22 protein-coding genes are annotated in these 21,746 nt (G+C 72.3%); 13 read left to right on the forward strand and 9 right to left on the reverse strand.

Annotation, left to right across the window (positions count from 1 at the left end):
* Positions 1-140 precede the first annotated feature (140 nt).
* The 3 genes from AC07FJ_RS16585 to AC07FJ_RS16595 form a co-directional block, all read right to left on the reverse strand.
* Positions 141-2,591, reverse strand: coding sequence for an HAD-IC family P-type ATPase (locus tag AC07FJ_RS16585; protein ID WP_479049560.1), 2,451 nt, complete (start codon positions 2,589-2,591; stop codon positions 141-143).
* A gap of 107 nt (positions 2,592-2,698) precedes the next feature.
* Positions 2,699-3,502 (reverse strand): bestrophin-like domain, encoded by an 804-nt coding sequence (locus AC07FJ_RS16590; protein WP_479049561.1) that lies wholly within the window; start codon positions 3,500-3,502, stop codon positions 2,699-2,701.
* A gap of 110 nt (positions 3,503-3,612) precedes the next feature.
* Positions 3,613-3,894, reverse strand: a complete 282-nt coding sequence (locus AC07FJ_RS16595; RefSeq protein WP_479049562.1) for a DUF2530 domain-containing protein — start codon at positions 3,892-3,894, stop codon at positions 3,613-3,615.
* Positions 3,895-4,095: 201 nt separating this feature from the next.
* Here AC07FJ_RS16595 and AC07FJ_RS16600 point away from each other — a divergent pair, with 201 nt between their 5' ends.
* Positions 4,096-5,550, forward strand: coding sequence for an NCS2 family permease (locus AC07FJ_RS16600; protein WP_479049564.1), 1,455 nt, complete (start codon positions 4,096-4,098; stop codon positions 5,548-5,550).
* A 10-nt stretch (positions 5,551-5,560) separates the two neighbouring features.
* Here the strand turns inward: AC07FJ_RS16600 and AC07FJ_RS16605 are convergent, their stop codons facing one another.
* On the reverse strand, positions 5,561-5,743 hold the full coding sequence (locus tag AC07FJ_RS16605; RefSeq protein ID WP_361417402.1) for a ribbon-helix-helix protein, CopG family: 183 nt from the start codon (positions 5,741-5,743) through the stop codon (positions 5,561-5,563).
* A 112-nt stretch (positions 5,744-5,855) separates the two neighbouring features.
* On the opposite strand from AC07FJ_RS16605, the gene AC07FJ_RS16610 reads away from it, so the two are divergent.
* The gene (locus tag AC07FJ_RS16610) at positions 5,856-6,299 is read left to right on the forward strand and encodes a MarR family winged helix-turn-helix transcriptional regulator (RefSeq protein ID WP_468293989.1); all 444 of its coding nucleotides are present in this window, start codon (positions 5,856-5,858) and stop codon (positions 6,297-6,299) included.
* A gap of 28 nt (positions 6,300-6,327) precedes the next feature.
* Complete coding sequence (locus AC07FJ_RS16615; protein WP_479049565.1) at positions 6,328-7,668, forward strand: MFS transporter; 1,341 nt, start codon at positions 6,328-6,330, stop codon at positions 7,666-7,668.
* A gap of 67 nt (positions 7,669-7,735) precedes the next feature.
* Here the strand turns inward: AC07FJ_RS16615 and AC07FJ_RS16620 are convergent, their stop codons facing one another.
* Positions 7,736-8,242: a GNAT family N-acetyltransferase gene (locus AC07FJ_RS16620; RefSeq protein WP_479050185.1), complete on the reverse strand. Its 507-nt coding sequence runs from the start codon at positions 8,240-8,242 to the stop codon at positions 7,736-7,738.
* Between the two features lie 47 nt (positions 8,243-8,289).
* Between AC07FJ_RS16620 and thpR the strand changes: the two genes are divergently transcribed.
* Entirely contained in the window at positions 8,290-8,856 is a 567-nt protein-coding gene (thpR, locus tag AC07FJ_RS16625) for an RNA 2',3'-cyclic phosphodiesterase (protein ID WP_479049567.1), read from the forward strand.
* Positions 8,857-8,862: 6 nt separating this feature from the next.
* Here thpR and AC07FJ_RS16630 read toward each other — a convergent pair whose 3' ends face one another.
* A complete protein-coding gene (locus tag AC07FJ_RS16630; protein ID WP_479049569.1) occupies positions 8,863-9,858 on the reverse strand; it encodes a helix-turn-helix domain-containing protein in 996 nt (331 codons plus the stop codon).
* A 185-nt stretch (positions 9,859-10,043) separates the two neighbouring features.
* On the opposite strand from AC07FJ_RS16630, the gene AC07FJ_RS16635 reads away from it, so the two are divergent.
* The 4 genes from AC07FJ_RS16635 to AC07FJ_RS16650 all read left to right on the forward strand — a co-directional run bounded on the left by AC07FJ_RS16635 (position 10,044) and on the right by AC07FJ_RS16650 (position 12,381).
* The gene (locus tag AC07FJ_RS16635; RefSeq protein WP_479049571.1) at positions 10,044-10,358 is read left to right on the forward strand and encodes a hypothetical protein; all 315 of its coding nucleotides are present in this window, start codon (positions 10,044-10,046) and stop codon (positions 10,356-10,358) included.
* Between the two features lie 198 nt (positions 10,359-10,556).
* Entirely contained in the window at positions 10,557-10,682 is a 126-nt protein-coding gene (locus tag AC07FJ_RS16640) for a hypothetical protein (protein ID WP_479049572.1), read from the forward strand.
* A 64-nt stretch (positions 10,683-10,746) separates the two neighbouring features.
* Positions 10,747-11,946 (forward strand): aggregation-promoting factor C-terminal-like domain-containing protein, encoded by a 1,200-nt coding sequence (locus AC07FJ_RS16645; RefSeq protein WP_479049574.1) that lies wholly within the window; start codon positions 10,747-10,749, stop codon positions 11,944-11,946.
* Positions 11,947-12,210: 264 nt separating this feature from the next.
* Positions 12,211-12,381 (forward strand): hypothetical protein, encoded by a 171-nt coding sequence (locus AC07FJ_RS16650; RefSeq protein ID WP_479049575.1) that lies wholly within the window; start codon positions 12,211-12,213, stop codon positions 12,379-12,381.
* A gap of 148 nt (positions 12,382-12,529) precedes the next feature.
* Here AC07FJ_RS16650 and AC07FJ_RS16655 read toward each other — a convergent pair whose 3' ends face one another.
* Positions 12,530-13,522, reverse strand: coding sequence for an aldo/keto reductase (locus AC07FJ_RS16655; RefSeq protein ID WP_479049577.1), 993 nt, complete (start codon positions 13,520-13,522; stop codon positions 12,530-12,532).
* A gap of 275 nt (positions 13,523-13,797) precedes the next feature.
* Here AC07FJ_RS16655 and AC07FJ_RS16660 point away from each other — a divergent pair, with 275 nt between their 5' ends.
* Together AC07FJ_RS16660 and AC07FJ_RS16665 are read left to right on the forward strand one after the other, a co-directional pair.
* Positions 13,798-14,802: a ScbA/BarX family gamma-butyrolactone biosynthesis protein gene (locus AC07FJ_RS16660; protein WP_479049579.1), complete on the forward strand. Its 1,005-nt coding sequence runs from the start codon at positions 13,798-13,800 to the stop codon at positions 14,800-14,802.
* Positions 14,803-15,218: 416 nt separating this feature from the next.
* On the forward strand, positions 15,219-15,917 hold the full coding sequence (locus AC07FJ_RS16665; protein ID WP_479049581.1) for an HAD family hydrolase: 699 nt from the start codon (positions 15,219-15,221) through the stop codon (positions 15,915-15,917).
* 63 nt (positions 15,918-15,980) lie between these two features.
* Here the strand turns inward: AC07FJ_RS16665 and AC07FJ_RS16670 are convergent, their stop codons facing one another.
* Positions 15,981-16,667 carry a ScbR family autoregulator-binding transcription factor gene (locus AC07FJ_RS16670; RefSeq protein ID WP_479049583.1) on the reverse strand — a complete coding sequence of 229 codons (687 nt, stop codon included), beginning with the start codon at positions 16,665-16,667 and terminating at the stop codon, positions 15,981-15,983.
* A gap of 180 nt (positions 16,668-16,847) precedes the next feature.
* Here AC07FJ_RS16670 and AC07FJ_RS16675 point away from each other — a divergent pair, with 180 nt between their 5' ends.
* From AC07FJ_RS16675 to AC07FJ_RS16685, 3 genes are all read left to right on the forward strand, one after another.
* Positions 16,848-17,549, forward strand: a complete 702-nt coding sequence (locus AC07FJ_RS16675; protein WP_479049584.1) for a TetR family transcriptional regulator — start codon at positions 16,848-16,850, stop codon at positions 17,547-17,549.
* Between the two features lie 234 nt (positions 17,550-17,783).
* The gene (locus AC07FJ_RS16680) at positions 17,784-18,143 is read left to right on the forward strand and encodes a LysR family transcriptional regulator (protein WP_479049586.1); all 360 of its coding nucleotides are present in this window, start codon (positions 17,784-17,786) and stop codon (positions 18,141-18,143) included.
* 521 nt (positions 18,144-18,664) lie between these two features.
* Entirely contained in the window at positions 18,665-19,846 is a 1,182-nt protein-coding gene (locus AC07FJ_RS16685) for an acyl-CoA dehydrogenase family protein (RefSeq protein ID WP_479049588.1), read from the forward strand.
* 118 nt (positions 19,847-19,964) lie between these two features.
* Here AC07FJ_RS16685 and AC07FJ_RS16690 read toward each other — a convergent pair whose 3' ends face one another.
* Positions 19,965-21,602, reverse strand: a complete 1,638-nt coding sequence (locus AC07FJ_RS16690; RefSeq protein WP_479049589.1) for an FAD-dependent monooxygenase — start codon at positions 21,600-21,602, stop codon at positions 19,965-19,967.
* Positions 21,603-21,746 lie beyond the last annotated feature (144 nt).

The following is a 21,746-nucleotide window of genomic DNA, read 5'->3' on the forward strand; positions in this document are numbered from 1 at the left end:
GAGCGGGGTGCGGAGCTCATGCCCGGTTACCTCGGCCGCGCGACCACCCCTCATGCGACGGCAGGGCGCATACCGCCCGATGGAGTGAACGGACGGACCGGCGCCCGCTCCTCGCGGAACCGGGGTCCTGCGGATACGACCTAACCGGCCGCCGGGACCTTCCGCGGCACCAGGCGCCACGCGACCTCCAGCACCGCCGCGCCGAGTGCGGCGATGGCGACGGCGGCCCACGGCATCGTCGTGCCCACGAGCTTCAGGGCGAAGAAGTCCTGGAGCCAGGGCACGACGAGGACGACGAGGAAGCCGAGGCCCATCGTCGCCACCAGGCCCACGCGCCACCAGGTGTAGGGGCGGGCGATGATCGCCAGCACCCACAGGGACACCAGGAAGAGGGTGAGCGTCGCCGCGCTGGTCTCGGCGGCGAGCGCGCCCTCCCCGCTGTAGTGGGTGCGGGCGAGCAGGTAGGTGGCGAAGGTGGTGGCGGCGGCGATGAGTCCGGCGGGGATCGCGTACCGCATGACGCGGCGTACGAAGTGCGGCTGGGCCCGCTCCTTGTTGGGCGCGAGGGCGAGGAAGAAGGCCGGGACGCCGATGGTGAGGGTGGACAGCAGCGTCAGGTGGCGGGGCAGGAAGGGGTACTCCACCTGCGAGCACACCACCAGGATCGCCAGCAGCACCGAGTAGACCGTCTTCGTCAGGAAGAGCGTGGCGACGCGTGTGATGTTGCCGATGACCCGGCGGCCCTCCGCGACGACGGACGGCAGCGTGGCGAAGCTGTTGTCGAGCAGGACGATCTGCGCGACCGCCTTGGTGGCCTCGGAGCCGGAGCCCATGGAGACGCCGATGTCGGCGTCCTTGAGGGCGAGGACGTCGTTGACGCCGTCGCCGGTCATCGCGACCGTGTGCCCGTGCGCCTGGAGCGCGCCGACCATGTCGCGCTTCTGCCGGGGGGTGACCCGCCCGAAGACGGCTCCTTCGTCCAGGGCCGTGGCCATCTCCGCCCGCTCGGCGGGCAGGCGGCGCGCGTCGACGGCGCGGTCGGCGCCGTCCATGCCGAGCTTGGCGGCGACGGCGCCGACGGAGACGGCGTTGTCGCCGGAGATGACCTTGGCGGCGACGTTCTGGTCGGCGAAGTAGGCGAGGGTGTCGGCCGCGTCGGGCCGCAGCCGCTGTTCCAGGACGACGAGGGCGGCGGCGCGGGCGGTGGAGGCGACCCCGGGGTCGTCCAGCGCGCCGGTGACGCGGGCGAGGAGCAGCACCCGCAGGCCCTGGGCGTTGAGGTCCTCGATCTCGTCCAGGACGGGGTCGCCGTCGGGGAGGAGCACGTCGGGCGCGCCGAGCAGCCAGGAGCTCGTCCCCTCCGGCTCCTGGAAGGCGGCGCCGCTGTACTTGCGGGCGGAGGAGAAGGGCAGCGTCCGGACGCAGGTCCACCCGCTGTCGGGATAGGCGTCGATGATCGCCTGGAGGGAGGCGTTCGGGCGGGGGTCGGACGCGCCGAACGCGCCGAGCACCTCGCGTACGTACGTCTCGTCGTACCCGTCGAGCGCCCGCAGCCCGGTGACGTCCATGCCGCCCTCGGTGAGGGTGCCGGTCTTGTCCAGGCAGACGACGTCGACGCGTGCGAGCCCCTCGATGGCGGGCAGCTCCTGGACGAGGCACTGCTTGCGCCCGAGCCGGATGACGCCGATGGCGAAGGCGACGGACGTCAGCAGCACCAGCCCCTCGGGCACCATCGGCACGATGCCGCCGACCGTCCGGGCCACGGACTCCTTGAGGTCGGTGTCCTTGACGACGAGCTGGCTGATGACGAGCCCGATCGCGGTCGGGACCATCATCCACGTCACGTACTTCAGGATCGTGGAGATGCCGCTGCGCAGCTCGGAGTGGACCAGCGTGAAGCGGGACGCCTCCTCGGCGAGCTGCGCGGCGTACGCCTCGCGCCCCACCTTGGTGGCGGTGAACGCCCCGCCGCCCGCGACGACGAAACTGCCGGACATGACCTCGTCGCCGGGTTTCTTCACGACGGGGTCGGCCTCGCCGGTCAGCAGCGACTCGTCGATCTCCAGGTTGTCCGCCTCGGCGATCACGCCGTCGACGACGACCTTGTCGCCGGGGCCGAGCTCGACGCAGTCGCCGAGCACGATCTCGGAGGTGGAGAGCCGCGCCGCGACGCCGTCGCGCCGGACGGTGGGCTTGGCCTCGCCGATGACGGCGAGCCCGTCGAGGGTCTTCTTGGCGCGGAGCTCCTGGATGATGCCGATGCCGGTGTTGGCGAGGATGACGAAGCCGAAGAGGCTGTCCTGGATCGGCGCCACGACGAGCATGATCACCCACAGCACGCCGATGATGGCGTTGAAGCGGGTGAAGACGTTGGCCCGGACGATGTCGGCGGCGGAGCGCGAGGAGCGTACGGGTACGTCGTTGACCTCGCCCCGCGCGACCCGCTCGGCCACCTCGGCGGCGGTCAGCCCCCCGGGCCGGTGCCGCACGGGTGGTGCCACCGGGTGGACGGGGTCGAGCTCCGCCCCGGCGTCGATGACGGGTGCCCCCGGCTCGGGGCCGTCGGTGTCGATCTTCGCCCGCTGCGTCATGTCTTCGACGGTACGGCGGGAGGCGGGCGTTCACCCCCCGAGTAGGGGGAAGATCCGACCACGGGAGGACGGGGATGGTCCCGGGGACCTACGGGGTGCCCCTACGGTCAGACGGCGGTGCGCCTCGGGCGGCCCTGGTCGTCGCAGGGCAGGCGGCCTTTGCCGTACGTGGCGATGAAGTCCTCGGTCACGTCGTCCTCGACGGCCGCGATGGCGCTGGGCTTGATCTGGACGACACCGCTGAAGGGCCGGTCGACGTCCCGGATGACCAGCATCACGCTGGTGAGCAGTCCCGTCAGCACCACCAGGCCACAGGCGACCAGCACCGGGTTCTTGCGCGGCAGGCACAGCGCCAGGGTGACGACCAGCACCGCGAGGGCGGCGAGCATCAGGAAGTACACGGTGTTGGGGATCGTGGGGGAGGCCTCCGCGATGCGGGTCTGCCGGGCCTGGGAGCGGTCCTTGTCGGCGGAGACGAGCATGCCGAGTGCGGGGGAGTCGTTCATGGCCTGGAGCCCCGCGCGGAAGTCGGTGGTCCAGTTGCTGGGGACCTTGGAGCCACCGCCGTGGGCCATGGCGGGCCACTCCCAGGTCTGTACCGCCCGCAGATAGCAGACGACGTCGGCCTGCAGCCGCTCGCGCTGGGCCGCCGGGGCGAAGTCCGCCGCCTCGAACATGTGGTCCACCATGCCGGCCTCCTTGCGCACGGCCTCGTCGGCCTTGCCGTTGGAGCTCGACGCCGTGACGAGGACGAACGCGAGAACGAAGATCACCAGCGACTGGACCGGGATGATGAAGTCCCGGATCGCCAGGGGCTGCATTCCCGTGGACTCGATCCGCTCGCGCATGAGCCAGCGCGCGAGCAGTCCCACGACCAACGCCGTACCGGCCACCGCGAGGGTGATGAGCATGACGACCCGCCTCTGATCGACCCGTGGTCGGACGAGCTCATGATCACTCCGGCGGTGCGCGGCGCGGGTGGGGCGACACGCGGCGGGCGCGGGCCGCCACCTGATCGGCGTCAGGAGTCGGACGGCTCCCGCGCCGCGTCCGGGGCCTCGGCGCGGGCGCGCTTGATCGCGGCGTCGCGCTTGCGGACGTACCAGATGCCGATCAGGCCCAGACCGCCGCCCGCGAGGCAGGTCCAGACCCACCAGGTGAGGTCGCGGTCGGCGAACCAGCCGTAGAACGGGACCTGCACGAGGAAGAGGGCGAACCAGAGGATCGTGCCACCGGTGATCGTGCCGACGACGGGCCCCTCCAGGGGCTCCGGTGCCTCGTGCTTGGGGGTCCACTTCGCCATGCGGCGAGTCTATGCGGAGCGCCGACGGGCGTCCGAGGCGCAGCGGCGTCCCACCCACCGGACGCATCTACGCGCGGAGATACCGATCTTCGCATGATGCATTCATACTGAAACGGCTTATGCCTGACCGGTTTCTTTCGTGTGAATGAACGAACACGACCGGTCAACCCCCTTCCCGCCCCCCGCACCCTGAGGTTTCGCATGCCCTCCTCGGTCCCCGCTCCGCTGGACACCGGCGCCACGCCGCCGTCCCCGCAGCAGCCGATCAGCGGCCTGGACCGCTACTTCAAGATCACCGAACGCGGCTCCACGGTCGCCCGGGAGGTACGCGGCGGCTTCGCGACCTTCTTCGCGATGGCGTACATCATCGTGCTGAACCCGATCATCCTCGGCAGCGCCAAGGACATGTACGGTCACCAGCTCGACGGCGGCCAGCTCGTCACCGCCACCGTCCTGACCGCCGCGCTCTCGACGCTCCTCATGGGCGTCATCGGCAACGTCCCCATCGCCCTCGCCGCCGGTCTCGGCGTCAACACCGTCGTCGCCCTGCAGCTCGCGCCCCGCATGTCGTGGCCGGACGCGATGGGCATGGTGGTCCTGGCCGGCATCGTCGTGATGCTGCTGGTCGCGACGGGCCTGCGCGAGCGGGTGATGAACGCCGTGCCGGTCGGGCTGCGCAAGGGCATCGCCATCGGCATCGGCCTGTTCATCATGCTGATCGGCCTGGTGGACGCGGGCTTCGTCTCCCGCATCCCGGACGCCGCCCACACCACCGTCCCGCTCCAGCTGGGGTCGAACGGTCACCTCTCCGGCTGGCCGGTCCTGATCTTCGTGCTCGGCGCCCTGCTCACCCTCGCGCTGATCATCCGCAAGGTGCCCGGCGCCATCCTCATCTCGATCGTCGTCATGACGATCGTCGCGATGGTGGTCAACGCCGTCGCCACCATCCCGTCCTGGGGCCTGACCACCCCGACGTGGCCGGGCAACCCGGTCGCCAGCCCCGACTTCGGGCTGGTCGGCGAGGTCAGCCTGTTCGGCGGCTTCGAGAAGGTCGGCCTGCTCACCGGCTGCCTGTTCGTCTTCACCGTCCTCCTCTCCTGCTTCTTCGACGCCATGGGCACGATCCTCGGCGTCGGCGACGAGGCCAAGCTGATGGACAAGGACGGCAACTTCCCCGGCATCAACAAGGTGCTGCTCGTCGACGGCCTCGCCGTCGCCTCCGGCGGCGCCACCTCCTCCTCCGCCACCACCTGCTTCGTGGAGTCCACGGCGGGTGTCGGCGAGGGGGCCCGTACCGGCCTCGCCTCGGTCGTCACGGGCGCGCTCTTCTCGGTGGCGCTGTTCCTCACGCCGCTCGCCACGATGGTCCCGTCCCAGGCGGCCACCCCGGCCCTGCTGGCGGTGGGCTTCCTGATCCTGGCCGGCTCGGTGAAGGACATCGACTGGAGCGACTTCACCATCGCCGTGCCCGCCTTCCTGGCGATGCTGATGATGCCGTTCACGTACTCGATCACCAACGGCATCGGCATCGGCTTCATCGCCTTCAGCGTGCTGCGGCTGGCGGCCGGGCGCGGCCGGGAGGTCCCGGTGGCGATGTACGTCGTGTCGGCGGTCTTCGTCTTCTACTACGCCATGCCGTCGCTGGGCCTGACGTGAGCCGCGTACGTCAGGTGAGGCCGTAGAACCTCTCCGTCTCGTCGACCGCCGCCTGGAAGCGTTCGTCGAAATCCTCCCGAATGAGCGTCCGGACGACATAGTCCTGGACGCTCATTCCGCTTCTCGCCGCGTGCTGCCTCACCCGGTCGAGCAGCTCCCCGTCTATGCGCAGACTCAGCACCGTCGATGACATGCCGGTCAGGGTGACCGCCCCGCCTGGCCGCGCGCGTCACTTTCCGGAAATCTCTCACCCGTTCGGGTGAAGCGTTGGTCTTTAGTCAGAGTAATGAGTTATGCTAAGGAACATGCCTGACCTCTCCCACGGCGACCCGGTCGACACGGCCGCCGTGAACTCCCTCCGCTCGGCCGTCATGCGGCTGGGCCGACGCCTGAAGCACCAGCGCGTCGACGAATCGCTGAGCCCCACCGAGATGTCGGTGCTCGGCACCCTCGCCCGCTGCGGCTCGGCCACCCCCGGTGAGCTGGCCCGCAAGGAGCACGTCCAGCCGCCGTCCATGACGCGCATCGTGGCGCTGCTCGAAGCCAAGGGACTGGTCCGGCTGGAGCCGCACCCCGACGACCGCCGGCAGAAGGTCGTCAGCTCGACCGAGACGGCCGAGACCATGCTGGAGGAGTCCCGCCGCAAGCGGAACGCCTGGCTGGCCTCCCTCGCCGAGGGCCTCGACGAGGACGAGTGGGCCAAGCTGCGTGCGGCCGCGCCCGTGCTGGAGAAGCTCGCGCACCTGTAAGCACACCGAACCAAGGAGGCGAACCCTTTTGAGTACGGGAAACGGAGCAGACTCCGCACCCGCACGCATACCCACCCACGACACCCGCACCACCGAGAAGTCGACCTTCGCCTCCCTGAAGATCCGCAACTACCGGCTGTTCTTCACCGGGGCCATCGTCTCCAACACCGGCACCTGGATGGCCCGCATCACCCAGGACTGGCTGGTGCTGAGCCTCACCGGCTCCGCCGCCGCCGTCGGCATCACCACGGCGCTGCAGTTCCTGCCGATGCTGCTCTTCGGCCTGTACGGCGGCGTCATCGCCGACCGCTACCCCAAGCGGCGCCTGCTGCTGGCCAGCCAGGCCGCGCTCGGCCTGTGCGGTCTGGCGCTCGCGGTCCTGACCCTCTCCGGGCACGTCCAGGTCTGGCACGTGTACCTGATCGCGTCCCTGCTCGGCATGGTCACGGTCGTCGACACCCCGGCCCGCCAGTCCTTCGTCTCCGAGCTGGTCGGCCCGGCCCAGCTGCGCAACGCCGTCAGCCTCAACTCCGCCAACTTCCAGTCGGCACGGCTCGTCGGCCCCGCCGTCGCGGGCGCGCTGATCGCCTCCATCGGCAGCGGCTGGGCGTTCCTCGTCAACGGCCTGTCCTTCCTCGCCCCGCTGACCGCGCTGTTGCTGATGCGCACCGGTGAGCTGCACAAGGCCGAGCGCGCCCCGCGCGGCAAGGGCCAGCTGCGGGAGGGCCTGCGGTACGTCGCCGGGCGCCCGGAGCTGATCTGGCCCATCGCGCTCGTCGGCTTCATCGGCACCTTCGGCTTCAACTTCCCGATCTGGCTCACCGCCTTCGCGGACGGCGTCTTCCACGTCGGGCCGGGGACGTACGGCCTGCTCAACACCCTGATGGCCGCCGGCTCCCTGGTCGGCGCCCTGCTCTCCGCCCGGCGCGGCACCTCGCGGCTGCGGCTGCTGGTCGGCGCGGCGATGGCCTTCGGCGTCCTGGAGATCGCGGCGGCGCTCGCCCCGGCGTTCTGGCTGTTCGCCCTGTTGCTGGTCCCCATCGGCATGCTGGGCCTCACGGTCAACGTCACCGCGAACGCGTCGGTGCAGATGGCGACGGACCCCGTGATGCGGGGGCGCGTGATGAGCCTCTACATGATGGTGTTCGTCGGCGGTACGCCGCTGGGCGCGCCCCTCGTCGGCTGGATCACCGACACCTACGGCGCCCGCACCGGGTTCGCCGTGGGCGGCGCGGTCTCGCTGGCCGCGGCGGCGGTCATCGGCCTGGTGCTGGTCCGGGCGGTCGGCCTGCGCCTGAAGCTGGACATGCGGCGGGGGCACCCGCACGTGCGCTTCGTACCGCGCGAGCAGCTGGCGACGGCGGCGTAAGGCCGCGGGTAAGGCCGCGCGTAACGCCAGCGTAAGGCCCCGGGGCGCACTCGGTGCGCCCCGGGTGTCACACCCGTCGCTCCAGCACCTGGCCCGGCCAGTCGCCGATCGCGAAGGTCTCCGTCGGCGTGAAGCCGTTGCGCTCGTAGTACCGCACCAGGCGTCCGTCGCCGCCCGCGAAGCAGTCCACCCGCAGCAGCGAGACCCCCTGCCGACGGGTCTCCTCCACCGCGTGCGCCAGCAGCGCGACGCCCACGCCCCGCCCGTGGTGCCGGCCCTCGGTGGCGAGGCTGCGGACGAACACCTCCGGCTCGGCGGCGGGCGGGACGTGCGCCCCCGGGACCGGCGCCAGCGTCATGGTCCCGGCGGGCACGCCGTCGATCTCGGCGATCCAGGGCGAGCACTCGGCGACGTACCGGTGGACCCCCTCCACCAGCTTCGGACTGGCCGAGAACGGCTCCGTGCCCCACTGGGCCGTGATGCCCCGCGCGTTCAGCCAGACGACGGCGCTGTCCATGATGGCGAGCATCGTGGGGACGTCGTCCGCGACGGCCTTCCTGATGGTGATGGGCATGTTCATGGCCTGAGAATAGGGGCGCGCGATCATGCCAGACTCGCGTCATGAGGCTTTTCGCTGCCGTGCTGCCGCCTCCCGCGGCCGTCGACGAACTCGCCGCCGAGGTCCGCCGCCTGAAGACCCTCCCCGGCGCGGACGAACTGCGCTGGACCGGCCGGGAGGGGTGGCACTTCACCCTCGCCTTCATGGGCGAGGTGGACGAGCGGCTCCTGCCGGAGCTGCGCGGCCGGCTCGCCCGCGCCGCCCACCGCACCGCGCCTTTCCCGCTGCGCCTCCACGGCGGCGGCCGGTTCGGGCGCCGCACCCTGTGGGCGGGCGCGGCCGGGGCGCTCGACGACATCCGGCTGCTCGCCGAGCGCACGGAGGCGGCGGCCCGCCGCACCGGTATCGCGATGGACGAGCACCGGGCCTACCACGCCCACCTGACGCTGGCCCGCGGCCGTACGCAGACCGTCGACCTGCGCCCGTACGTCGACGAGCTCCAGCACTTCGAGGGCGCGCGGTGGCAGGTCGGCGAGCTGGTCCTCGTCCGCAGCAACCTCGCCGCGAAGGGCGAACCCGGGGGCCCGCCCCGCTACGAGACCCTGGCCGCCTGGCCCCTGGGCGAGTAACCCTCGCTAGCAGTGGTCGGGCAGCCAGCCCTGCTGGACCGCGCGTACGCCCGCCTCGAAGCGGCTGCGCGCGTCCAGGCGTTCCATCAGGTCGGTGGCGATGCGGCGCGCCGTACGCGGTGAGACGCCGAGCCGCTTGGCGATGGCCTCGTCCGTGTACCCCTCGGCGAGCAGTCGCAGCGCCGCCGACTGCTGTGCCGTGAGGCCGTGCGGCCCGAGCGCCGGCACCTCGGCGAGCGGCTGCGCGGCCGTCCACGTCGTCTCGAAGAGCGCGCACAGGGCGGTCAGCATGCCCGCGCCGGTGAGCAGCACCGCTCCGTCCGCGGAGCTCTCGTTGCTGACCGGGATCAGCGCGGTCGTGCGGTCGACGATGACCATGCGCGTCGGCAGCGAGGGGGCGGTACGGACCTGACCGCCCAGCCCCGCCAGCCAGTTGGCGTGCTCGATGGAGGGGCGGCTGTTGCGCACGCTGTCCAGGTAGATCGTGCGCATCCGTATCCCGCGCCCGAGCAGGTCCTCGTTGAGGGGGCGGGACGAGGCGATGGCCGACTCCGTGAGCGCGGCGTCCGGGGAGAACGTCATGACCTCGGTGGTGACGCTCCGGGTGAGCGCGATCAGCCGGTCGCGCACCTCGTCGAGGCCGACCAGCTGCTCGACACCGGGGGTGCCGCCCGCCGGGGTGAGCTCGGTGTACTCGGAGATGAGCTGCGCGGCGGCGGCCCGCGAAGCCTCCAACCGCTGCTGCTGCGCCGCGAGTTCGGCCTGCCGCCGGGCGAGCAGGATGTCCATGCCGACGTCCGGCGAGACCGCGCGCAGCCTGCCCTCGTCCTCGGCGGACGGCCGGACCAGGGCGAGTTCGCTGAGGTCGTCCAGGGCGTCGCGTACGGCGTCCTCGGAGGCTCCGATCGCCGCGGCGAGCGCCACCACGCCGGCGTCGGGCCGCGACAGCATGGCGCGGTAGACGGCCTCCGCCGTGACGTCGAGACCGAGCTCGGTCAGCATGTGTCCCCCCGGATCGCTGAGGTCATCGCGTACATGACGTGCGCACGTGATCATCGCAGACACCCCACGACATCACACAAGGCTCACACCTTCGTGAACACCGACATGGACGGAAGCGGCCAGTGCCCGAACAGGCCGCCTTCGTCATGGCGTACGGCGGTTCATCCGCGGCGAAGGTGGAAAGCATGTATCTGGTCCACGCCCACTTCGAACTCGTTCCGCCGCATGAAGTCCCCGGCGGCCTACGTGAGTTGGCCCGCGCATCGATCCTCCCGTCCGACCGTGTGGAGCACCTCTCGGTGCATCCGCGCTCCCCGCACGCCTTCACGCTCGGCTTCTACTCCACGGCCGGCAGCCTGGCGGAGGCGGAGAGCGGAGCGACGGCGGTGTGCCGGCGGCTGCTCGCCGAGGCCCGCTGGCTGCCGCCCGCCCGACTGACCCGCGTAGGGGTCCCGCTGATCGCGCCCGCGCTCCTGGGCGACTGGCCGAGCCGGCTCTGAACGGCCCGCGCCGAGCGGGGGGTGGACGCAACCGTCCAGGGCCGATTCCGGCCCGGGGGAATCTCTTCTCACCCCGCTGACCTGCGGCTTAGCTATGGATCAACGGCCGGAACGAGCTCGATGGGCGTCACCGCGGAACGCCTGACCGAACCGGCCGGTCACCTGCCACGCCAGTCTTCCCGAAGGGGTCTCAGCACCATGAGCCGCATCTCCGCCACCCGGGCCGCCGCGGTCGCCGCCCTCGCCCTCACCGGCACCACCGGCACCTCCGGCACCACCGCCCGGGCATCCGCGGGATGCGCCGACGACATGAGCTGGCAGTAAGAACCGCCGCCCTCTCCACCGCACTTCCTACTGCCTGCCACCACGTCCCAGGGGGGACCTCCGCATGAACGCCATCCGCACGACCGCGCGCCGAGCCACCGGCATGCTGCTCGCCGGAGCCGCCGGGGCCGGGCTGCTCACCGCCGCCGGCATCGCCACCGCCACCACCGCCCAGGCCGCCACCACCTGTTCCGGCACGGTCTCCATCTACGGTGTCCTCGGCGACGGCCGGCTCACCTTCAGCGCCATCAACCCCTCCGGCGGCGACCTCGCGAAGGTCCGGGTGGGCCAGGACCTCGGCTTCGAGCCGAAGGCGATGGCGACGCTCAACTTCAACACCATCCTGGTCACTTCGACCACCGGCGCCCTCTACCGCGTCGACGTCAAGACCAACAACGAGACCCTGGTCCTGGAGCGCAACCCCGTCCGCATCGCCGACAGCGGCTGGACGCACGACAAGCTCACGTACGACGGCCACGGCCACCTCTACGGCACCACGGCCGCCGGCCTGCTGCTGCGCTACAACGTCACCGAGGACAAGCCCGCCGGTTCCCAGCACATCGGCGCCCGCACCGAGATCGGCACCGGCTTCACCCTGAAGACCCTCACCGCCACGGGCGACGACCGCCTCGGCGCCACCACCTCCGACGGCAAGCTGCTCGACTACGTCATCTCCGGCAGCACCTGGAAGCGCAACGACCTCAAGGCCGACGGCTGGTCCGCCTTCGATCAGTTGGTCTCGCCCGGCGGCGGCCTGTACTACGGCCGGATCGCCACGACGGGCGCCATGTACTGGTACAAGGACGGCAACCCGACCGACGGCAGCGGCGCCGACATCACGTACAACACCACGGACCCGGTCACCGAGTCCGGCGGGACGCAGAAGCTGCTCTCCGCGCAGCCCGCGACGTTCACGTGCGTCACGACCACCGAGACGCTCGACCCGAACGACATCCCCGCGGTGAAGGCCAAAGCCCGCGACATGATGATCCAGCAGGACGCGACCTGGAACACCACCACCCAGTGGAACTGCCTCGACGCCCTGTGGCAGCGCGAGAGCACGTGGAAGTGGAACGCCGACAACCCGACCTCGGACGCGTACGGCATCCCGCAGGCGAACCCCGGTTCCAAGATGTCCGTCTACGGCGACGACTGGCGGACGAACCCGGTCACCCAGATCAAGTGGGGCCTGAACTACATCGAGGACCGGTACGCCACGCCGTGCGGCGCCTGGAACCACTCGCAGTCGGTCGGCTGGTACTAGACCCCCAGCCCGGTCGGCGCCGGGCCCGGTGCAGGGCTTCGTCTCCCCGAAGGGCTGACGACTCCCCGACCCGCCGACGGCCGCGCCCCCTCACGAGGGGGCGTGGCCGCATTGGGTCAAGGCCGTTTCGGTCCACCGGGGACCTCTTCCACCGGCTCCCACCTGCGACGAAGCTAGGGAGCACCGGCCGGAACGCGCGTCACCGCGGGACGCGGGCCCGACCGGGAAGCCACCTCAGCCCTCGCAGCGAAGGAACGACACACCATGATCCGCACCCGTATCGCCCAGGCCGCCGCGGTCGCCGCCCTCGCCCTCGCCGCCCTCCTCGCCGGCGACGGCATGGCCGTCGAGCCTGCCCCCGCCCTCACCGTCGCCGGTGACATGAGCTGGCAGACCGCACCGGCGGGCACCCTCGGTGACATGAGCTGGCAGTAGCCCCGCACCGCGGGTCCCTCCGGGTGGTCCTTCCCGGCGGGCGGTTACGCTCGACGCGTGGACCCGAAAACCCGAAACCGGATCATGGCCGGTGTGCTCGTACTGATGTTCCTGATCGTCGCGGTGGCGTCGGTCGTGTGACCGCCGCCTACCAGGCGAACGCCTCCGGCGACGGCCCCGTCCCCGGGAAGATCGCGTCCAGCCCCGTGAGCACCTCGTCCGAGAGGTCCAGCTCGACCGCGCGCAGCGCGGACTCCAGCTGCTCGGCGGTGCGCGGCCCGACGATCGGTCCCGTCACCCCGGGCCGGGTCAGCAGCCACGCCAGCGCGACCTCGCCGGGCGCGAGCCCGTGCTTGTCGAGGAGGTTCTCGTACGCCTGGACCTGCTCGCGTACGGCGCTGTTGGCGAGCGCGTCGGCGGAACGGCCCCGGGTGCGGCGCGCCGTACCCTCCGCCTCCTTCTTGATCACGCCGCCGAGCAGTCCGCCGTGCAGCGGGGACCACGGGATGACGCCGAGGCCGTAGTCCCGCGCGGCGGGGATGACCTCCATCTCGGCGCGGCGTTCGGCGAGGTTGTAGAGGCACTGCTCGCTGACGAGCCCGACCATGCCGCGGCGGGCGGCGCTCTCGTTGGCCTGGGCGATCTTGTAGCCGGGGAAGTTGCTCGAACCGGCGTAGAGGATCTTGCCCTGCTGGATCAGTACGTCGATGGCCTGCCAGATCTCCTCGAACGGCGTGCGCCGGTCGATGTGGTGGAACTGGTAGAGGTCGATGTAGTCGGTGTTGAGCCGCCGGAGGCTGCCCTCGACGGCCCGCCGGATGTTGGCGGCGGAGAGCCGGTCGTGGTTGGGCCACGCGTCCCCGTCGCCGCCCATGGGCCCGTACACCTTGGTGGCGAGCACGACCTTGTCGCGCCGTCCCGCCTCCTTGGCGAACCAGGAGCCGACGATCTCCTCGGTGCGGCCCCTGTGGTCGGTCCCGCCGTAGACGTTGGCGGTGTCGAAGAAGTTGATCCCCGCGCCGAGCGCGGCGTCCATGATGGCGTGACTGCCGGCCTCGTCGGTCTGCGGCCCGAAGTTCATGGTGCCGAGGACGATGCGACTGACCTTGAGTCCGGTGCGTCCGAGCTGCGTGTACTTCATGGACGTACAGCCAACGCCTTGGAGCGCGCTCGAAGCAAGGGCGCGTGGGAACACGGGTGTTGGGCCCGCTCGTCGGCGCGCGGCGCTGAACCGTCCCCTCCTCTTCCGCGCGGTCCCGGGGTGCGGTGCGCGCCCTCGGGACGGGTGTCCATTCTGTGAGATGAGTGCTGGTCTGACTGCGGAGCGCAATATACATTCCCGAAGGAATATTTCTCCTGCGGGAGAGTGCCACGCGCTGCGCATGCGCTGCAGCGTGACAAATGGGGGGATTTGTGATGTCTCGTACGTTGTCTTCGCCCGCTGAGGAACGCCTCCGGGTGATCCTGCCCTCACCGGCCCCGGCAGAGCCCCTGGGTTTTGAACGCACGGTTCCGCGCAGACTCGTGCACCGGGCCTCGGTGACCGAGGTGTTCGTGACCGACGGCCGCTCCACCGGCCCGGGGCGCGCGCTGGTCGCGGCCCAGTGGCCGCGGACCCACGCCCTGTACGGCCCCGACAGCCACGGCCACAGCGATCCGCTGCTGCTCGTGGAAACGTTCCGCCAGGCCGGCATCTACGTCGCCCACCGCTACAACGACGTGCCGCTCGACCACCGGTTCGTCTTCTGCGACCTCGACCTCCGCATCGACGACCCGGCCGCGCTGAAGGTGGGCGCCGATCCGCTGAAGGTGGTGCTCGACACCACCTTCACGCCCGACCCGGACAAGCCCGCCACGCCGCAGCGCGTCCAGGCGCGCTTCACCGCGGACATCAGGGTCGGCGGCCGCCCCTGCGCACGGATTTCGGGGCGCCTGGTGACCCTCGCGTCGCGGGCGTACCGCGCCCTGCGTGCCCGAGGGGCCGCACGGACGGCACAGCCCGCGGAGGTACGTCCGGACAGGGGGACCCCGGTGTGCGGTGCCCGCGCCGGCCGGCCGAACCCCCAGAACGTCCTGCTCGCCGTCGCACCCGGGCTCGCGGAGAACACCTACCTCCTGCGCCTGGACCCCGATCACGCCGGTTACTTCGAGCACGCCTGCGACCACGTGCCGGGCATCGCGCTGACCGAGGCGTTCCGCCAGGCCGCGCACCTGGCCGCGCCCCGGCCCACCGCCGCGGAGCCGATGACGCTGGCCGCCGCGCTGATCAGCTTCGACCGGTTCGCGGAACTGGACGCGCCGGTGACCATCACGGTCGAGGACACGACGGAGCTGCCGCAGGGCCACGTGGTGCGGCTGACCGCGACGCAGCACGGCGAGGCCGTGGCCCGCGCCGGCCTGGCCCACCACTTCGTCCGCTAGAGCTGCTGCTGCGGGCCGGACCTGACCAGGCCTGACCAGTCCTGACCAGGCCCGCTCGTATGCCGGGCCGCGTGAGCCCGGCAGCCCCGGGGAACCCCGGCCGCCGATCGACGCCGATCGTCGCCGCTCCCCGTCGCTCCCCATCGCCCCCATGCCGGCGCCGTCCCGCCGGTGCCCGGGCGTGCCCGGGCCGTGCGCCACGGGCGAGCGAGTCCCGGGCCGGTCCCGGGCGTTCGCCGCTGCTCCCCGCCGTGCCCGGCGCGGAGCCCTGCGAGCGCGCCCGCCGTTCCCGCCGTTCCCGCCCTTTCCGCGTTTCCGTCGTTTCCGCCTTCCTGCCGGGCCCCGACGTGCCCGCTTCCGTTCCGTACCCGGCGGGCGCCTGACCAGCTCCCGCCCCGATTCCCGGACTTGAACTGATGTCGACCACCCACAAGCATTCCGTCCTCGCCTTCTTCGACGTGGACGAGACCCTCATCACCGGCAAGAGCATGCTGGGCCTGCTCGATCACCACTTCGGCGACACCGGGGCCCGCGGCCGCCCGCCCGCCTCCGTGGTGCGGGCCGAGCTGTTCGCCCTGCGGGCGGCGGGCGCCGCCCGTGCCGACCTCAACCGCGCCTTCTTCCGCCGGCTGCGCGGCCACCGCGAGCGCGACCTGATGCGCAGTGGCCGGGCCTGGTTCGAGGAGGAGCTCGCCCGCGGCGACCTGTTCCACCCGCCGGTCCGTGCCGCACTGGACCGGCACCGCGCGGCCCGGCACACGATCGTGCTGCTGTCCGGTTCGTTCGCCGCGTGCCTGGACCCCATAGCCCGCCATGTCGCGGCGGACCGGACGGTGTGCACCATGCCGGAGGTCCGCCGCGGAGTCCTCACCGGTGAGGTCGACGCCCCGGTGATCGGGGAGGAGAAGGCCCGTCGGGTCCGCCGGCTGATGCACGACCTGGGGGCACAGCCGCAGGACTGCTTCGCGTACGGGGACGACGCGGGGGACATCGACGTGCTGCGCGCCGTGGGCCACGCCACCGTCGTCGGGGACGACCCGGTGCTCCGCGCGTGGGCGCTGCGGACCGGCCGGCCGCGGCTGCCGGGGGTGTACGCGGAGGCCGACGCGGCCTGAACCCGCGTGACCGTACGCGTACGGGGCGCCGTCCCCGTACGCGTACGGCCGTCGTGCGTGAGGTCAGCGGCGGATCGCGTACAGGAACAGCTCCCGCAGCTCCTGCCAGCGCTGGGCCAGGTCGGCCCGGCCGGTGAGGGTGGCGGAGACGTGCTGGGTCCCGAAGAACGACGCCACGATGAGGCGCGCGAGCTGTTCGGGGACCATGCCCTCGCGCAGTTCACCGGCCGCCTCGGCCTCTTCGAAGAGCTTGGTCATCACGCCGATCCAGCCCACGTACGGGGTGGGCAGCTCCACCCCGATGGACGCCTGCTCGTTCTGGAGCCGGGCGCCGGCGATGGTGATCGGGTCGTTGCCGAACGCCGCGGCGACCCGGTCCATCACCTCCAGGGCGGTGGCCAGCGGGGACAGGCCCATCGCGGCGACCTCGTCGAGGACGTGCGGCCAGCGTGCGTAGTGCTCCTCCACCAGGGCGAGGGCGAGGACCTCCTTGGTGGGGAAGTGGTGGTAGACCGCCCCCTTGGTCATGCCGGTGCGCTCGGCGACGTCCTTGACCGAGGATTCGCGGTACCCCCGCTCCGCGAAGACCTCGGCAGCCGCGCGCATCACCAGCTCCCGCGTCCTGGCTGACCTGTCCTGCCGGGGGTCGGGACCCCGCGGAACGTCCGACGGCGTCTTGAGGGCTGGTGGTGTCACGGCTGTCTTCCGTCCGGGCGTCGGCAGCGCCGAGCTGTTCGTACTGTGCGTCACGACATACCTTCCGAGAGGTATTTTTCTCGTCAGCGGTAGCGTACGGCACCTCCGCGACCCCCCGTCCAGTCACACTTCGGCCGAGGTCGCTTCGGATGGCCAGAACATTCCTTCCAGAGGGAATTTTTCCCTGCTAGGCTGTGCGCCCGGTCGGCGCGGCAGAGGAACGGTGAGGGCGGCGTGGTGAAGCAGGAGCGGGCGAGGCGTACCCGCGAACGGGCGCTGGACGCGGCAGCCCAGGAGTTCGCCGCCCATGGCTATGCGCATACGACGCTCAACGCCGTCGCCGCCCGGCTCGGCATGACCAAAGGGGCGCTGTACGGCCATTTCGCGTCCAAGGACGAGCTGGCGGAGGCGATCCTCCAGTACGGCGACGCGGCCTGGCAGCGCATCCTGGCGTCCCCGCCCGCCGGGCGCGGGCCCGCCGTCCCCGGGCGGCCGCCGGTCGGCGAGCCCCTCGCCCCCCTCGGCGCCGTCACGCTCGCGCTCGCCCGCGGCCTCGCCGACGACGTGCGATTTCGCGCCGCGTACCGGCTCGCCGCCGACGCCCTGCTGGCGGGGGAGCGCGAGGGCAGGCTGCTCCTGGACATCCAGTCCCATATGAGCCGGCTCGTCGGCGTGGCCCAGGAGGCCGGGGCGGTGGCCCTGCGGTGCTCGTCCACCGTCATCGCCGAGGTGCTGCTGGCCCTCGTGGCCGCGGTGCGCTCGGCGACGCTCGCGGCGGCCGGTGTCGACGCGGTGGCCTGGCTGGAGGCGGTGTGGGGCGCGGTCGGCGGCGTACTGGCCGACGGTAGGCTCCCGGAGGAACTGCTGGAGGGCCACCGGCCCGCCGTGGTGCCGAACGTGGCGCCGCCGAACGGGTCCGCGGCGGAAGCCGGTTGAGTTCCCCGGGGCGCGGTGCCGATCCTGTCCGTCCACTGGTCAGAGCCTTGGCAGATTCGTTTCGGTAGGTATATTTCTCCCCGGAGCGCGGACGGGGGGTCCGCGTCGAATGACGGGGGAGTTCAGGGGCTGCGATCGGCCGCGGGGGGTAGGCGGCGGCCGGACCGCACCACGCCGCAGCACGGCCTGGCACGCTGCCGGTCGCTGCTGTCCCTCCCCTGGGGGAGGGAACCCATGGAGATCCACCACCTGCGGGTGTTCCGCGAAGTGGCCAGAGAGGCGAGCTTCACCCGGGCGGCGAGGAACCTGCACTGCGCGCAGTCCACGGTGACCGAGCAGATCAAGAGTCTCGAGGCGTCACTGGGGGTGGAGCTCTTTCACCGGCGCGGCCGTCGGTCGACCCAACTGACCGACATGGGGCAGCTGTTGCTGCCTCTGGCCGAGGAGATCCTGGACGCGGTCGAGGCGGCGGGGCGCGAGATCCGCAACGCGCTCGTCGACCGTACGAAGGCGGCCTGCCGCACCGCACGCCCTGCCCCGCCCGGCGCGGCACGCCTGGTGCCGCTCCCGCCGGGAGACCGCGCGCCGGTCTGAGCCCGGACGTCGGGCCCGCGGGATGCCGCGGGCCGGGGCGTCACGCGGTCCGACGCGCAGGCCGCGCATACGGCTGCGCATCCGGCCGCGGGTGCCGCCGTCGGGCCGTCCGGCCCGCGGAGGCGCCGCGGGGTCGCTCCGCGGCACACGCCGCGCTCGCCGGGCGGTCCTCACGGTCCCATCCCCGATGGTCCTGTCCTGACGGTCCCGTCCTGACGGTCCTGTTCCGACGGGGCCGGCGGGATGCCGCGCGGGCTGCCCCGCCGGGTTCCGGTGACCTCACCGGGCCGAGTGGTGGCCCTGCGGGCTCACCCCGGGCCGGCACGCGCTCACCGCGGGGCCGCAGGCGCTCGTCGGCGGCGGCCCGGTGCCGGCCGCGCGCCCGGAGGGACCCGCACCGGCCGCTTCCGTGTCCCTCGCTGTCCCCACCGCCACCCCACCGCGCTCCGCGCAAGAACCGCATCTCTGCACGAACCACTGCCCATTCAGCGAACCGCACAGCACAGCAAGGGAGTTCACCCATGCCCGCTGCACTGCTCGAGGCAACACCAACGGCAACCGAGGGGGTGGCCGCACCGGCGCCCGCCCCTCGGGCCGGGGCCGCCGCCGAGGCCGCCGGACTGTACGCCGCGCATGCCGAGCGCACCCGTACGCTGCACCCCGACACGGCCGGAGCCCTGGTGGAGGCGGGGTTTGCCCGGCAGTTCGTGCCACGGCGACTCGGCGGGGCCGGCGGCACGTTCACCGGTCTCCTCCACGCCGTGGCCACGGTGGGCGAGCACTGCGCGTCCGCCGCCTGGTGCGGCGTCCTGCAGGCCATGCACGGCCGCCTCGCCGCGCTGCTGCCCGAGGGGGCGCACGCCGATCTGTGGGGAGCCGGTCCGGACGTGCCCATCGCGGCGGCCGTCGTGCCCCCGGCCGGCGAGCTGCGCCCGGTCGACGGAGGCCATCTGCTCACCGGCCGCTGGGAGTTCGCCAGCGGCGTCGACCACGCCGACTGGGTGCTCATCACCTCGGTCCTGCGTACGGACGGGGGCGCGGTGCAGAAGGTGGTCGCCGTGCCCCGCCGGGACGTCCGGGTGGTCGAGACCTGGGACGGCCTGGGCCTGCGCGGCACGGGCAGCCACAGCATCGCCGCGGACGGCGCCTTCGTACCCGCGCACCGCATGGTGGACCGGGACGTCATGGCCGCCGGATGGCGCGGCGCGGGCGCCGACCGCTGCCACGGCCTGCCGTACCCCCTGGTCACCTCCGTGCTCCTGGCCGCCCCCGCGCTCGGTGCGGCGCGCGGCGCGCTGCGGGCGTGGACGGAGGGGGCGCTGCGGCGCACCACCCCGCAGGGCACGCCGCTGCTCGACACCGGCTCCGCGCAGGACGTGCTCGCCCGTTCGTCGGCCGAGACGGACGCCGCGCAACTGCTCCTGGAGCGCGCCGCGCTGCGTGCCGACCTCGCCCCGCTCGACGACCTGCCCGTGGCGCAGAACCAGCGCGACGCCGCGGTGGCGCTCGACATGCTCGTGGGCGCCGTCGAGCGGCTGCTGCGCCACGGGGGCGCCCATGCGCAGCGCTCCGCCGGCGATCTGCAGCGCCACTGGCGGGACGTGCACGCCGTCGCGAGCCACGCGGCTGTGCAGCTCGCGCCCGCCGCGGCCGCCTACGGGCGCCATGTCCAGGCGGGCTGGGGCGGGGCCGCCGCGGCATGACCGCGGCCGACCGGGTGGCCCCGCCGACAGGCCACCCGGCCTCACCCCTCAGCACCTGACCCCACCCCACCCCTAAGCACCCGGCCCCGCCCACGCACCACGTGGGCGGGGCCGTTGGTCATGCGGCCAAGGCCGGCTCCGGCTCCTGTGCCGGCGCCTCGCCGAGATGTGCTGTGAGCTCCTCGCGCAGCCGGTCCAGATCGCGGGTGTGGCCGTGGGCCGCGACATGCCCGTCCGGGCGGATCAGGTAGTACCCCTGGTGCCGGCACCCGGTCAGCCGGGCGGCCGGTCCCGCGGCCAGGTCCACGACCCGCAGCCCGGGGCGGAGCGCGGCCACGGCGCGCAGTTCGGCACGCCATGCGGCCGCGTCGCCCCGGCAGACCGCGGCCAGGGTCCACGTCGTCGGATCGGCGGCCGGCCCCTGGATCTTGTGGGGCATCGCGAGTTCCCGGGGGAAGACCGCGCCGACCCGCACGGCGTTGCGGACGCCGGGCAGCAGTTGGCAGGTGGTGCGCCCGCCGGGCGCCTGGGTGTCGCGCACCGGTGGATAGGCGAGCCGGCGCCCGGCCATCACCGGGGCGTAGAACTGGGAGAACAGCCCGGTGCGGTCGGCGATCCGGAACGCGGCGTCCCGCAGCCCGACCTTGGCCGGAGTCCGCACCAGCCAGGCCCGGGTCTGGATGTCGGTGTCGCGCACCACCCGCTTGGCGACCGCCGCGCGCTCCGGGCCGTAGCTGAGGAGCAGGTCGGACGGTGCCTCGCCGCGGAGGACGGCGGCCAGCTTCCAGGCGAGGTTGTGGGCGTCCTGGAAACCGGTGTTGAGGCCCTGGCCGCCGGCGGGGCTGTGGACGTGGGCGGCGTCACCGGCGATGAACACCCGGCCGAGCTGGAAGTCGTTCGCGTGCCGGGCGTGCACGCGGAAGACGCTCTGCCAGATGGGCTCGGCGATCCGGACGCCCTTGGGGCCGCGCTCGTCCACGATCCGCTGCATGGCGGCCACGCTGACCTCCTCGCCCGGGGCCAGGCTGGAGAAGAAGCGGAAGACACCGTTCGGCAGCGCGACGATGACCAGCGCCCCGGCCGGTGACTGGTAGTACAGCGCCTGGTCCGGTGGCAGGAAGCCCTCGATCTCGGCGTCGACCAGCGCGAACGCGGTCTCGTACGTGGACCCCGAGAAGCCCGTGCCCAACTGGGCGCGGACCGCGCTGCCCGCACCGTCCGCGCCGATCACGAAGGGCGCACGGGTGCGCTCGATGGTGCCGTCGGGGTGCTCGAGGACGGCGGTCACGCCGTCGACGGCGTCGATCCGGCCCGAGAAGTCCAGCCCGTCGAAGGTGAGCAGCCGCACCCCGCGCTCGACCCTGCCGCCCAGCTCGTGCAGCCGGTCGCGCAGGATGCGCTCCGTCTCGTTCTGCGGCAGGCACACGGGGCTGAGCTCCTGCGGGAAGTCGAAGGTGGCCAGGTGCTCGCGGTCGGAGTAGTAGCTGAACGCGTTGATCTGCAGGCCCGCCTCGCGCAGCCGCGGCAGCACGCCCAGGTCCTCGAAGAGGTCCAGGCTCCGGGGCCAGACGAGCAGGGCCTTGGGGAACGGGGACGGTTCGGGGGCGCGGTCGACGATCCGGACCCGGATGCCCCGCCTGAGCAGTTCGCAGGCGGCCATCATCCCGGTCGGTCCGCCCCCCACGACCAGTACGTCGTACGCGTCCGAAGCACCCGGGTCCCCGCTGGTGCGGGCGGTGCTCGCTGGGTTCGGCATGGTGACTCTCTTTCCGTTCCGTGGTTCCGTTCCCGGTCGTTGAAGGTAAGGGACCTTCATGCCCTAGCATTGACGATATCCATAAGATCTCTTACAGTCCATCGACAGCGAAAGAACTGGGACCTGCTGAGCGGAGAGAAAGAA

The sequence above is a fragment of the Streptomyces sp. NPDC045998 genome, from assembly GCF_056430285.1.